14 protein-coding genes are annotated in these 12,124 nt (G+C 65.6%); 10 read left to right on the forward strand and 4 right to left on the reverse strand.

Annotated features, from left to right (window positions below; genetic code table 11):
• The 4 genes from FFS27_RS18845 to FFS27_RS18865 all read left to right on the forward strand — a co-directional run.
• The coding region (locus FFS27_RS18845) for an RNA methyltransferase (RefSeq protein ID WP_137952142.1) at positions 1 to 700 on the forward strand (700 nt) is incomplete at its 5' end.
• Between the two features lie 64 nt (positions 701 to 764).
• Positions 765 to 992 (forward strand): DUF2970 domain-containing protein, encoded by a 228-nt coding sequence (locus tag FFS27_RS18850; protein WP_003088007.1) that lies wholly within the window; start codon positions 765 to 767, stop codon positions 990 to 992.
• Between the two features lie 410 nt (positions 993 to 1,402).
• A complete protein-coding gene (locus tag FFS27_RS18860) occupies positions 1,403 to 3,061 on the forward strand; it encodes a nitrite/sulfite reductase (protein WP_009876262.1) in 1,659 nt (552 codons plus the stop codon).
• Entirely contained in the window at positions 3,045 to 3,542 is a 498-nt protein-coding gene (locus FFS27_RS18865; RefSeq protein WP_003088003.1) for a DUF934 domain-containing protein, read from the forward strand. The genes FFS27_RS18860 and FFS27_RS18865 overlap by 17 nt, the downstream gene beginning before the upstream one ends.
• Positions 3,543 to 3,606: 64 nt before the next feature.
• Here the strand turns inward: FFS27_RS18865 and FFS27_RS18870 are convergent, their stop codons facing one another.
• On the reverse strand, positions 3,607 to 4,188 hold the full coding sequence (locus tag FFS27_RS18870; RefSeq protein ID WP_003098179.1) for a TetR/AcrR family transcriptional regulator: 582 nt from the start codon (positions 4,186 to 4,188) through the stop codon (positions 3,607 to 3,609).
• Positions 4,189 to 4,310: 122 nt separating this feature from the next.
• Here FFS27_RS18870 and FFS27_RS18875 point away from each other — a divergent pair, with 122 nt between their 5' ends.
• Positions 4,311 to 4,748, forward strand: coding sequence for a hotdog fold domain-containing protein (locus FFS27_RS18875; protein WP_003098177.1), 438 nt, complete (start codon positions 4,311 to 4,313; stop codon positions 4,746 to 4,748).
• A gap of 94 nt (positions 4,749 to 4,842) precedes the next feature.
• Entirely contained in the window at positions 4,843 to 5,718 is an 876-nt protein-coding gene (locus tag FFS27_RS18880; protein ID WP_003087999.1) for an alpha/beta hydrolase family protein, read from the forward strand.
• Here FFS27_RS18880 and FFS27_RS18885 read toward each other — a convergent pair.
• The gene (locus tag FFS27_RS18885) at positions 5,705 to 6,697 is read right to left on the reverse strand and encodes a YhdH/YhfP family quinone oxidoreductase (RefSeq protein ID WP_137952143.1); all 993 of its coding nucleotides are present in this window, start codon (positions 6,695 to 6,697) and stop codon (positions 5,705 to 5,707) included. The genes FFS27_RS18880 and FFS27_RS18885 overlap by 14 nt on opposite strands.
• 58 nt (positions 6,698 to 6,755) lie before the next feature.
• Complete coding sequence (gene sohB / locus FFS27_RS18890; protein WP_003087997.1) at positions 6,756 to 7,781, reverse strand: protease SohB; 1,026 nt, start codon at positions 7,779 to 7,781, stop codon at positions 6,756 to 6,758.
• Positions 7,782 to 8,014: 233 nt separating this feature from the next.
• Here sohB and FFS27_RS18895 point away from each other — a divergent pair, with 233 nt between their 5' ends.
• The 4 genes from FFS27_RS18895 (at position 8,015) to FFS27_RS18910 (ending at position 11,220) form a co-directional block, all read left to right on the forward strand.
• Complete coding sequence (locus FFS27_RS18895) at positions 8,015 to 8,725, forward strand: histidine phosphatase family protein (protein WP_004349259.1); 711 nt, start codon at positions 8,015 to 8,017, stop codon at positions 8,723 to 8,725.
• A 60-nt stretch (positions 8,726 to 8,785) separates the two neighbouring features.
• Entirely contained in the window at positions 8,786 to 9,100 is a 315-nt protein-coding gene (locus FFS27_RS18900; protein ID WP_003087993.1) for an SCP2 sterol-binding domain-containing protein, read from the forward strand.
• A gap of 257 nt (positions 9,101 to 9,357) precedes the next feature.
• The gene (locus FFS27_RS18905) at positions 9,358 to 10,428 is read left to right on the forward strand and encodes a phosphotransferase family protein (protein ID WP_003087989.1); all 1,071 of its coding nucleotides are present in this window, start codon (positions 9,358 to 9,360) and stop codon (positions 10,426 to 10,428) included.
• Between the two features lie 24 nt (positions 10,429 to 10,452).
• A complete protein-coding gene (locus FFS27_RS18910) occupies positions 10,453 to 11,220 on the forward strand; it encodes an SDR family oxidoreductase (protein WP_003087987.1) in 768 nt (255 codons plus the stop codon).
• A gap of 149 nt (positions 11,221 to 11,369) precedes the next feature.
• On the opposite strand, the gene FFS27_RS18915 is transcribed toward FFS27_RS18910, so the two are convergent.
• A partial coding sequence (locus FFS27_RS18915; protein ID WP_218570989.1) for an SDR family NAD(P)-dependent oxidoreductase occupies positions 11,370 to 12,124 on the reverse strand: 755 nt, incomplete at its 5' end.

Consider the following 12,124-nt stretch of genomic DNA (forward strand, 5'->3'; position numbering starts at 1 on the left):
CTGCATGACCGGCCGCAGCGGCCTGCTGCGCCAGGTCGGCAGCCTGGAGATGGTCGCCCAGGTGGTCCTGGCGCGGCGTCGGCGAGCGGTGAAGAAAGTGGTGTTCATGGGCATGGGCGAGCCGGCGCACAACCTCGACAACGTCCTCGAAGCCATCGACCTGCTCGGCACCGATGGCGGCATCGGCCACAAGAACCTGGTGTTCTCCACCGTCGGCGATCCCCGCGTGTTCGAGCGCCTGCCCCGGCAACGGGTGAAGCCCGCCCTCGCCCTGTCCCTGCACAGCACCCGCGCCGAACTGCGCCGGCAACTGTTGCCCAAGGCGCCGCCGCTGAGCCCGGAAGAACTGGTGGAAGCTGGCGAGGCCTACGCCCGCCGGGTCGACTATCCGATCCAGTACCAATGGACCCTGCTCGAAGGGATCAACGACAGCCTGGAGGAAATGGACGGCATCCTGCGCCTGCTCAAGGGCCGCTTCGCGGTGATGAACCTGATCCCCTACAACAGCATGGACGGCGACGCCTACCGGCGCCCGAGCGGGGAGCGGATCGTCGAGCTGGTGCGCTACCTGCACAGCCGCGGCGTGCTGACCAAGGTGCGCAACTCGGCCGGCCAGGACATCGACGGCGGCTGCGGGCAACTGCGCGCCAGGGCCACGCAGGGCACGGCGGAACGGCGCATCCCCGCCCGCCAGGCCTGAAGCCACCCTCCTCCCGCCAAGGGTCTAGACTCTCAGGGCAGGTATGGAAAAGGGAGGACCACCGATGGGTATCGAGACGGAAGAACCGAACCAGAAGCCGCCGACCTTCTGGCAGATGCTGCATAGCGTGATGGCTGCCGCCTTCGGCGTACAGAGCGGGCGAAACCGCGCCCGCGACTTCAGCCACGGCAAGCCCGTGCACTTCATCATGCTGGGCCTGCTCTTCACCCTGGTGTTCGTGCTGTTGCTGGCCGGGATCGTGAAACTGGTGCTGAGCCTCAGCGGCCTGTGACCTCTGCGCCGCCGAGGCGGGCTTTCACTGGTGGCTGACCCAGAACACCGCGGTAGCCACCACCAGCAGGATCAGGACGAAGGCCGCGCGGGCGTCGACCACGCTGTCGCGGTTTTCCTGGGTTTTGCTCGGCTCGCTCATGACTCCCCCTGTTTCTTGTGGGTATCGGGACGAAGACATCGAAAGGCACTCTCCAGTTAAGACCAGCGCCGCCCATCGCTCAAGAAAGGCGCCGTTGCGAAGCGGTTATGCTTGCCTGGCGACTTAGTCTTTTTGGTTCTTACCATATACTCAAACATCACTTTTACGCATAAATATGAACTGGTATCGTGCGCCCACTCCGCGTGGAGCGCGTAGCCGTGCGCGCTGGTTAACGCAGTAAGCCGCATAGCCTGACAGCAGGAATATTCATGTACGTATACGACGAGTACGACCAACGGATCGTCGAGGACCGCGTCAAGCAGTTCCGCGACCAGACCCGCCGTTACCTGGCGGGTGAATTGACCGGTGAGGAGTTCCGCCCGCTGCGCCTGCAGAACGGTCTCTACATCCAGCGCTATGCCCCGATGCTGCGCATCGCCGTTCCCTATGGCCTGCTCTCCTCGCGCCAACTGCGCAAGCTGGCGCAGATCGCCCGCGACTACGACAAGGGCTACGCCCACATCAGCACCCGGCAGAACGTGCAGTTCAACTGGCCGGAGCTGGAAGACGTGCCGGAAATCCTCGCCGAACTGGCCACCGTGCAGATGCACGCGATCCAGACCAGCGGCAACTGCATCCGCAACACCACCACCGACCAGTTCGCCGGCGTCGCCCGCGACGAGTTGGTGGACCCGCGCCCCTGGTGCGAGATCATCCGCCAATGGTCGACCTTCCACCCCGAGTTCGCCCACCTGCCGCGCAAGTTCAAGATCGCGGTGAACGGCGCGGTGAGCGACCGTGCCGCCATCGAGGTGCACGACATCGGCCTGGAGGCGGTGAAGAACGAGGCCGGCCAGCTCGGCTTCCGCGTCTCGGTCGGCGGCGGCCTGGGCCGGACCCCGATCGTCGGCAGCTTCATCAACGAATTCCTGCCCTGGCAGCACCTGCTCGGCTACCTGGATGCCATCCTGCGCGTCTACAACCGCTATGGCCGGCGCGACAACAAGTACAAGGCGCGGATCAAGATCCTGGTCAAGGCACTGACCCCGGAAGTCTTCGCCGAGCGCGTCGAGGCCGAATGGGCCAACCTCAAGGACGGACCGAGCACCCTCACCGAGGCGGAAGTCCAGCGCGTCGCCGCGCATTTCGTCGATCCGGCCTACAAGGCCCTCGACGACCTCGATGAATCCCTCGCCCGGCTCGACGCGGAGCACCCCGGCTTCGCCCGCTGGCGCGCACGCAACACCTTCGCCCACAAGAAGCCCGGCTACGTCGCCGTGACGCTCTCGCTGAAGCCCACCGGCACCGCGCCGGGAGACGTCACCGACAAACAGCTGGAGGCCATCGCCGATCTCGCCGACCGCTACAGCTTCGGCGAGGTGCGCAACAGCCATAACCAGAACATCATTCTCGCCGACGTCGAGCAGGGCGAACTCTTCGCCCTCTGGGGCGAACTCCGCGAACTGGGCTTCGCCACCCCCAACGTCGGCCTGCTGACCGACATCATCTGCTGCCCGGGCGGTGACTTCTGCTCCCTGGCCAACGCCAAGTCGATCCCGATCGCCGAGGCCATCCAGCGCCGCTTCGACAACCTCGACTACCTGTTCGACATCGGCGACATCGACCTGAACATCTCCGGCTGCATGAACGCCTGCGGCCATCACCATGTCGGCCACATCGGCATCCTCGGGGTCGACAAGAAAGGCGCGGAGTTCTACCAGGTCTCCCTCGGCGGCAGCTCGGCGCGCGACGCCAGCCTCGGGCAGATCCTCGGCCCGTCCTTCGCCCAGGAGCAGATGGCCGACGTGATCGACAAGATCATCCAGGTCTACGTGGAACGCCGGACCGAGGAAGAACCCTTCATCGACACCTTCCGCCGTATCGGTATCGACCCGTTCAAGGAGCGCGTATATGCAGCGAATCATTAAGGACCGCCAGGTGGTCGACGACCGCTGGCACTTGCTGCCCAAGGACGCGACCCTGGAAAGCGTGCCCAACAGCGACGACGTGATCATCCCGCTGGCCCTGTGGCTCGAGCACGGCCCGGCCCTGCGCGGCCGCGACGGTGGCCTGGGGGTCTGGCTGGACGCGGACGAGGAGCCGGAAAGCATCGCCGGTGACCTCGACAGGTTCCAGGTGATCGCGGTGAACTTCCCCGCCTTTACCGATGGCCGCGGCTTCAGCAGCGCGCGCCTGCTGCGCGAGCGCTACGGCTACAAGGGCGAGATCCGCGCGATCGGCGACGTGCTGCGCGACCAGCTGTTCTTCATGCGCCGCTGCGGCTTCGACGCCTACGCCATCCGTGCCGACCGCAGCCCGGAAGACGCCCTGGCCAGCCTGGACGACTTCAGCGAGGTCTACCAGACCTCGGTGGAGCAGCCGCTGCCGCTGTTCCGCCGCCGCGGCTGAACCCGGCCCTGACGAAAAAGCCCCGCAGCCGCGGGGCTTTTTCGTTCCCGAGGCCACGGACGCCTCAGGCCGCGCGCACGCTGTCCCAGGCCACCTGCGCCAGCAGTTCGCGACAGTCGGCCAACGCCACCCGGGTTCGCCCGGCCAGCCACTGGCGGGCAAGGTCGTGGGCCGGGCCGATCACCACCGAAGCAAAGCAGTCGTCCGGCATCTCGCGGAACAGGCCCTCGGCCCGATATCCCGCCAGCGCCGCATGGATCCGCGCGAAGTGGGCCTGGTTGTCGGCCCGCAGGCGCTCGCCCAACTCCCCCGCCTCTACCCGCCCGCGGCTGTGCAGGATGAAGCGTGCCCAGTCAGGATTCGCCACGACCCAGTCGATATAGCTGGTGACCAGCAACCTGACCGTTTCCTCGGCGCTGCGCGCCCTGGCGAAGCCGGCTTCGAGCAACGCCGCGTACTGGCCGATCCCGGCCAGGTACAGTTCGCCATGGATGCGTTCCTTGTTGCCGAAATGGTGGTAGAGGCTACCGATGCTCGCTCCGGAACGGTCGCGGATCATCTCGATGGTGGTGGCGTCTACGCCATGCTCGCTGAAGCAGGCCAGGGCGGCCTGGAGAATCTCGTCTTTGCGGGAAGAACGGCCCATGTCGGTCCTTGTCGATAATCGTCGAAACGCTGACTAGAATATTTTTCTAGAATAAATTTCTAACCTTCGTATACTGCCCCGGTGCGCACACATCTTCAATCCTGAAACGCCCGGAGTTTTCCATGAGTCAGATGATGCAGATGTACCAGCAGGTCGGCCCGGCTCAGTTCAGCGCCATGATCGGCCAGTTCGCACCCTATTTCGCCAGCATCGCCCCGCAGTTCGTCGAACTGCGTCCCGGCTATGCCGAAGTCACCTTCCCCAAGCGCCGCGAGGTGCTGAACCATATCGGCACGGTGCATGCCATCGCCCTGTGCAATGCCGCCGAACTGGCCGCCGGGACCATGACCGACGCCTCGATTCCCGCCGGCCATCGCTGGATTCCGCGCGGCATGACCGTCGAGTACCTGGCCAAGGCCACTGGCGACGTGCGCGCGGTGGCCGACGGCAGCCAGATCGACTGGCAAGCCACCGGCAACCTGGTGGTGCCGGTGGTCGCCTATGTCGACGACAAGCCGGTATTCCGCGCCGAGATCACCATGTACGTCAGCCAGGCCTGACCGCCAAGGCGCCCCGGCCGTGCTTTCGGCCGGCTGGAGGCGCCCTGGCGGCCAGCTCTATTCTCGAAGCCATGAGCAGACCACGGAGACCGGCATGAACCCTCCGCAACCACGCCTCATCGATAACGGCAACGGCCATCCGCTGGCCAGCCATTGGTACCGGCCTGCCGGGGAGCCGCGCGGCTATCTCCTGATCGTCCCGGCGATGGGCGTGGAACAGCGGTTCTACGCGCCCTTCGCCGCCTGGCTGGCAGAGCGCGGCTACCTGGCCATCACCTTCGACTACCTGGGCATGGGGCAATCGCGCAACGGCTCGCTGCGCGGTCTCGAGGTCGATGTGCTGGGTTGGGCCCGTCATGACTGCAGCGCCATGCTCGCCGCCGCGCTCGCCGAGAGCGGGAGCAAGCCCCTGTACTGGATCGGCCATAGCCTGGGCGGCCAGATCCTGCCCTTCGTCGAAGGGCGCGAGCGTATCGAGAGGGTCTTCAGCATCGCCAGCGGCAGTGGCTACTGGAAGGAAAACAGCCCGCGGTTGCGCAACAAGGTCTGGTTGTTCTGGTACCTCGTCGCGCCCCTGCTGACGCCGCTGCTCGGCTATTTTCCCGGGCGCCGCCTGGGCATGGTCGGCGACCTGCCGCGCGGGGTGATCGAACAATGGCGACGCTGGTGCCTGCATCCGCAGTACGCCCTCGCGGATGGCGAGGCTATCCGCCGCGCCTTCTCCGCCGTACGCACGCCCATCGTGTCGCTGTCGTTCACCGACGATGAAATGATGTCCCGACGCAGCATCGAGTCGCTGCTGGGCTTCTACCGCGAAGCGCCGAAAACCGCCTGGCGCATCGCTCCCGAGGAAATCGGCGCCCGCCACATCGGCCATTTCGGCTTCTTCCGGCCGCAGTTCGCCGAATCGCTCTGGGCGGGCTACCTGTTGCCGGAGCTGGGCTCCGGCAACGCCCTCAGCCGAGGTTGACCAGCACCCGGCCGACCAGTTTGCCGGCGAGGATCTGGTTGATCGCCCCCGGCAGCTCTTCGAGGGCGATCTCGCGCGCCACCTCTTCGAGGTTGTCGAGCTTCCATTGCAGCGACAGCTTGTCCCACATGGACGCCTTGACCACCAGCGGCAGCTCCACCGAGTCCACCCCGAGCAGGTTGACCCCGCGCAGGATGAACGGCAGCACCGAGGCCTTGAAGCCGGCGCCGGCGGTCAGGCCGCAGCAGGCGACGCTGCCGCCGTACTGCAACGACTTGACCACGTTGAAGAGGATGTCGCCGCCGACGGTGTCCACCGCGCCGGCCCACTGTTCCTTGAGCAACGGCTTGTCGACGCCATCGGCCACGGTGGCGCGATCGAGGATCTGCTTGGCCCCCAGGCGGTTGAGGAACTCGGCCTGCTCCAGCTTGCCGGTGGCGGCCGCCACGGTGTAGCCGAGCTTGGCCAGCAGTTCCACGGCGATAGTGCCGACCCCGCCGCTGGCGCCGGTGACCAGCACCGAGCCATGGTCGGGGCGCAGGCCGCTGCGCTCCAGCTTTTCGACGCAGAGCGCCGCGGTCAGGCCGGCGGTGCCGAGGATCATCGCCTCGCGCAGGCTCAGGCCTTGCGGGCGCTTGATCACCCAGGCCGCGGGCACGCGGATGTACTGGCCGAAACCGCCGGCGGTGTTCATGCCCAGGTCGTAGCCGGTGACGATCACCTCGTCGCCGGCCGCGAACTCGGCCACCGAGGACTCGGCGACCACACCGGCGGCATCGATGCCGGGGGTATGCGGGTACTTGCGGGTCACCCCGCGGTTGCCGCTGGCGGACAGCGCATCCTTGTAGTTCAGCGAGGAATACTGCACGCGGATCAGTACGTCGCCCGCCGGCAGGTCGCCGGTATTGCGCTCGACCACCTGCGTTTCGTAAACGCCGTGGGGCGCTTCCGTCACCCACAACGCCTTGAATACAGCCATTTCGACCTCCTCTCGTGAAAACCCTGAAGACAGCGTGTTCGTCCCTGTCGGCGCCGGCCTATTGCCAGAACTTCTGCTGGTTGAGCCGCCCCCACCAGGTCACCAGCACGCGGTCGATAACCACGCTGGCGGCCAGGCCGACGCGTTCCTGCAGGCTCTTGCGCTCGACGAATTGCACCTGGTAGACATCGCGCTCCCTGGCCTGCTCGGCCAGGTACTCGTCGCTGGTCTTGAGTTCGTCCACCAGCAGCTTGCCCAGTGCGGCCTGGCCCAGCCAGACCTCGCCGGTGGCGATCTCGTCCATGTTCAGTTGCGGCCGGTAGTGGGCCACGAAGTTCTTGAACAGTTCGTGGGTCACCTCCAGGTCCTCCTGGAACTTTTCCCGGCCCTTCTCGGTGTTCTCGCCGAATACCGTCAGCGTACGCTTGTATTCGCCAGCGGTAAGCACCTCGAAGTCAATATCGTGCTTCTTCAACAGCCGGTGGACGTTGGGCAACTGCGCCACCACGCCGATCGAGCCGAGGATGGCGAAGGGCGCGGAAAGGATCCGATCGCCGATGCAGGCCATCATGTAGCCGCCGCTGGCCGCCACCTTGTCGACGCACACGGTCAGCGGCACGCCGGCCTGGCGGATGCGCGCCAGTTGCGAGGCCGCCAGGCCGTAGCCATGGACCATGCCACCGCCGCTTTCCAGGCGCAGCACCACCTCGTCGTCCTTGCCCGCCATGCTCAGCACCGCAGTCACTTCGTGGCGCAGTTGCTCGGTAGCCGAGGCCTTGATGTCGCCGTCGAAATCGAGCACGTAGACCCGCGACTTCTGTTCAGGATGTTTCTTCGCCTGCTTCGCCGCCTTGCTCTCCTCCTTGCGCAAGGCCTTGAGGCTGGCCTTGTCGAGGACGCTGTGACGGACCCGCTCGCGCAGGTCCTTGTAGAAATCGTTGAGTTTCTGCACGTCGAGGTGCCCGCCTGCGCCGCGCCGGCCGCGGCCGCGCAGGGCGACGATCACCACCAGCACCACGATGATCGCCGCCAGCACGGTCACGGTCCTGGCCAGAAAGCCCGCATATTCGGCAATGAACTCCACACAACCCCCTCTCTACTGTTGACGCACCCGTCTACGGGCGACACGATTGCGCAAGCATACCCAGGCCACCGACGGGCGGCCAGCGATGCCGCTGCCTGGAGAGCCTTTGCAGGGCGCGCCCGGAGCAGCCGATAAAGGCAGCGAATGACATTCAAACAAGCGTATGTTTTTTCGTTGACAGCCCTGGGTGATCCTCATACCCTCGCGGAACTTTCACCCGCCGAGGTCCGCCCGTGGGCAGCATCTACCTGATTCGACATGGCCAGGCGTCGTTCGGTGCCGACGACTACGACGTGCTGTCGCCGACCGGCATCCGCCAGGCGGAAATCCTCGGCGACCACCTGCTGAACCTCGGCGTCCGTTTCGACCGCGTCCTCAGCGGCGGCTTGCGCCGCCAGCAGCACACCGCCCGCGCCGCCCTCGAACGCCTGGAGTCCTCCGGGCTGGCCACGCCGGAGCTGGAAGTCGATCCGGCGTTCAACGAATTCGAAGCCGACGCGGTGATCCGCGCGCACCTGCCGGACCTGCTCGAGGAGCAGCCGGAAGCCTTGCACATCCTTCGCCATGCGGCCGAGCATCGGGCCGAGTTCCAGCGCCTGTTCTCCACCATCATCGCGCGCTGGGTTTCCGGCAACCATGAGAAAGATGGGCTGGAAAGCTGGCAGGAATTCCTCGATAAGGTCCATGACGGTCTTCGTCGTCTGCTGGCGCAGGCCAGCGGCAAGGACAGGGTCGCTGTGTTCACCTCCGGCGGTACCATTACCGCCCTGCTCCAACTGATCGTCGGCGTTCCGCCGCTCAAGGCCTTCGAGCTGAACTGGCAGATCGTCAATACCTCGCTGACTCGCCTGAGATTCCGCGGCGAGGAAGTGTCCCTGGCTTCCTTCAACAGTCACGTGCACCTGGAACTGTTGAAGGCGCCGGAACTCATCACCTATCGATGAGCCGGCCTACCGCGACCGTTCCGGTCGCCGAAAAAACCCTAGAAGAAAGGAATAGAACCCATGACCACCGTTGCTGACATCGTCTCCACCATGAAAAGCAAGTTCAACGCCAGCGCGGCCGCCGGCCTGGATCTGGTGTTCCAGTTCAACATCGAAGACGGCGACAACCACTACCTGGTCGTCAAGGACGGTACCTGCGAAGTGGTACAGGGCGACGCCGAGAACCCCAACGTCACCCTGATCATGGACAGCGAAACCCTGAAGGGCATCACCAGCGGCGAGACCGACGGCATGCAGGCCTTCATGGCCGGCAAGCTGCGCGCCGAAGGCGACATGATGCTGGCGATGAAGCTGGGCGAACTGTTCCCGGTCTGATCGTTTCCGGCGCCATGCCAGAAGGAAAACCGGAGTCCCTCGCGGCTCCGGTTTTTTTTCGTCCGGCATTCCTCCAGGCCGACGATCAGGGACCGTGATGGAGCGGCAACACGCTTGCCCATAACGCCCGGCGGCGGCTTGTGAGGGCCGGGACAGGGCATTAGATTAGCCAATTATCGCCGGTCACCATCATTGCGCAGCCTGATGCGCGCACCGGCTCCCGCGGCTCCGCCGTGGCACCACGAGAAGGGAACCCCATGTCGCTGACTGACCAATCCACTCGCATCCGCGCCGGCGAAGAACTCGACGCCGCCGTCATCGACCCGTACCTGAAAGCCCATATCCCCGGCCTCGAAGGCACCCCGAAGATCAGCCAGTTCCCCGGTGGCGCGTCCAACCTGACCTACCTGATCGAGTATCCGCGCCAGGAGTTCGTCCTGCGTCGCCCGCCATTCGGCCACAAGGCCAAGTCGGCCCACGACATGGGCCGCGAATACCGCATCCTGAACCAGTTGAACGCAGGCTTCCCCTACTGCCCGAAAGCCTACCTCTACTGCACCGACGAGTCGGTGATCGGCGCCGAGTTCTACGTCATGGAACGGGTCAAGGGCATCATCCTGCGCGCCGAACTGCCGCCTGAGCTGAATCTCGACGAACAACAGACCCGCAGCCTGTGCAAGAGCTTCATCGACAAGTTCGTCGAGCTGCACAACGTCGACTACGCCGCCTGCGGACTGGCCGACCTGGGCCGCCCGGACGGCTACGTGCAGCGCCAGATCGCCGGCTGGACCGACCGCTACGAGAAGGCCCTGACCCCCGACGCGCCGCTCTGGGAACCGGTCAAGGCCTGGCTCAAGGACAAGCAGCCGGCCGATCACCACAAGCCGGGCATCGTGCACAACGACTACCGCTTCGACAACGTGATCCTCGACCCGGACAACCCGATGCAGATCATCGGCGTGCTGGACTGGGAACTGGCCACCCTCGGCGATCCGCTGATGGACCTCGGCAACACCCTCGCCTACTGGGTGGAAGCCGGCGACCCGGCTCCGGTGCAGCTGACCCGCCGCCAGCCCAGCCACCTGCCGGGCATGCTGACCCGCCGGGAGTTCGCCGACTACTACGCCGAGCGGGCCGGGATCCCGCCGATCGACAACCTGGACTTCTACTACACCTATGGCCTGTTCCGTCTTGCCGGCATCGTCCAGCAGATCTACTACCGCTACTACCACGGGCAGACCCAGGACAAGCGTTTCGCCCAGTTCGTGCAGATGAACAAGCTGCTGGAGCAGATGAGCCTGCAGGCCATCGAGCGCTCCCGCCTGTAACCGACCACTACAAGGGGATAGCCCATGTCCAAGACCCACCTGTTCGACCTCGACGGCAAGATCGCCTTCGTTTCCGGCGCCAGCCGCGGCATCGGCGAGGCGATAGCCAAGCTGCTGGCCCAGCAAGGCGCCCACGTGATCGTCTCGAGCCGCAAGATCGATGGCTGCCAGGCGGTCGCCGACGCGATCACCGCGGAGGGCGGCAAGGCCACCGCGATCGCCTGCCACATCGGCGAGATGGAGCAGATCCAGAACGTCTTCGCACAGATCCGTGAGCAGTTCGGCCGCCTCGACATCCTGGTCAACAACGCCGCCACGAACCCGCAGTTCTGCAACGTACTGGAAACCGACCTCGGCGCCTTCCAGAAGACCGTCGACGTCAACATCCGCGGCTACTACTTCATGTCCATCGAGGGCGGCAAGCTGATGAAGGAACACGGCGGCGGCAGCATCATCAACGTGGCCTCGATCAACGGCGTATCGCCCGGCGAGTTCCAGGGCATCTACTCGGTGACCAAGGCCGCCGTGATCAGCATGACCAAGGTCTTCGCCAAGGAATGCGCGCAGTTCGGCATCCGCTGCAACGCCCTCCTGCCAGGGTTGACCGACACCAAGTTCGCTTCGGCGCTGGTGAAGAACGACGCGATCCGCAACCTCGCCCTGCAGCGCATCCCGCTCAAGCGCGTGGCCGAGCCGAGCGAAATGGCAGGCGCCGTGCTTTACTTGGCTAGCGAAGCGTCCAGCTACACCACCGGCGTGGCGCTGAACGTCGACGGCGGCTTCCTTTCCTGACGGAACGGCGAACGCGCGAAGAGGGAGCCAGGGCTCCCTCTTTTCATTTCAGGATTGCCAATGCCTCGCACCAGCGCGGGACAGGCGCCCCACGGCTATTCACCTGCGCTCTCGGGTAGCCGGACTGAGTACCCCCGCCCGCTTCCGCTTCAATTGCCGACCCGCCAGCCACCGTTCACCGACACCACCGTTCCGGTGACGAACCCCGCCTCGGGCGAGGCCAGCCAGGCCACCGCCGCGGCGATGTCCTCGACCCGGCCGGTCCTGCCCAGCGGGGTCTCGCCGACGATGGCGGCGACCCGTTGCGGATCGAGGCCGCCGGGAAAGAACCGGGTGTCAGCGATGTAACCCGGCGCCACGCTGTTCACCGTGATCCCGCGCGAACCGAGTTCCCGCGCCAGGGCCACGCCGAAGCCATGCAGGCCGGCCTTGGCCGCCGCATAGCCCAGCGCACCGGGACTGCCGCTACCGGTCTGCGCGGCGATCGATCCGATATGGATGATCCGCCCGCCCTCTTTCGCGAAATGCGGCAACACCGCCAGCGACATGAGGAACGCGCTTTTCAGGTTGCCGTCCAGCAGCGCATCCCATTCCCGCTCGGCCTCAGCCAGCGGAGTGGTGGCGGCGATCTTTCGGGTGAACCCGGCGTTGTTCACCAGCACGTCGAGCCCCTGGAAGGTGTCGCCAACCCAGGCGGCCACCGCCTCGACAGCTTCGCGGCGGGAAAGATCGGCGGCCATCCAGGGCACACCGCCCAACTCGGCGGCAGCGCGTTGCAGGCGCTGGGAATCACGGGCCACCAGGGCGATCCGATAACCCTGTTGCCGAAGGCGCCGGGCGATGGCCAGGCCGATGCCCGACGAGCCGCCGGTGACCAGGGCGGTACGGGGGATTGGAGAATGAG

This window comes from Pseudomonas sp. 2VD (genome assembly GCF_005503585.1).
GTDB classification, from domain to species: domain Bacteria; phylum Pseudomonadota; class Gammaproteobacteria; order Pseudomonadales; family Pseudomonadaceae; genus Pseudomonas; species Pseudomonas aeruginosa.

Excerpts from the sequence above, each read along its gene's own strand:
- FFS27_RS18880 (WP_003087999.1), top strand. The coding sequence starts at position 4,843 with ATGAACCCTCCGCAACCACGCCTCATCGATAACGGCAACGGCCATCCG.
- FFS27_RS18865 (WP_003088003.1), top strand. The coding sequence starts at position 3,045 with ATGCAGCGAATCATTAAGGACCGCCAGGTGGTCGACGACCGCTGGCAC.
- FFS27_RS18875 (WP_003098177.1), top strand. The coding sequence starts at position 4,311 with ATGAGTCAGATGATGCAGATGTACCAGCAGGTCGGCCCGGCTCAGTTC.
- FFS27_RS18900 (WP_003087993.1), top strand. The coding sequence starts at position 8,786 with ATGACCACCGTTGCTGACATCGTCTCCACCATGAAAAGCAAGTTCAAC.
- FFS27_RS18870 (WP_003098179.1), bottom strand. The coding sequence starts at position 4,188 with ATGGGCCGTTCTTCCCGCAAAGACGAGATTCTCCAGGCCGCCCTGGCC.
- FFS27_RS18860 (WP_009876262.1), top strand. The coding sequence starts at position 1,403 with ATGTACGTATACGACGAGTACGACCAACGGATCGTCGAGGACCGCGTC.
- FFS27_RS18905 (WP_003087989.1), top strand. The coding sequence starts at position 9,358 with ATGTCGCTGACTGACCAATCCACTCGCATCCGCGCCGGCGAAGAACTC.
- FFS27_RS18885 (WP_137952143.1), bottom strand. The coding sequence starts at position 6,697 with ATGGCTGTATTCAAGGCGTTGTGGGTGACGGAAGCGCCCCACGGCGTT.
- FFS27_RS18910 (WP_003087987.1), top strand. The coding sequence starts at position 10,453 with ATGTCCAAGACCCACCTGTTCGACCTCGACGGCAAGATCGCCTTCGTT.
- FFS27_RS18850 (WP_003088007.1), top strand. The coding sequence starts at position 765 with ATGGGTATCGAGACGGAAGAACCGAACCAGAAGCCGCCGACCTTCTGG.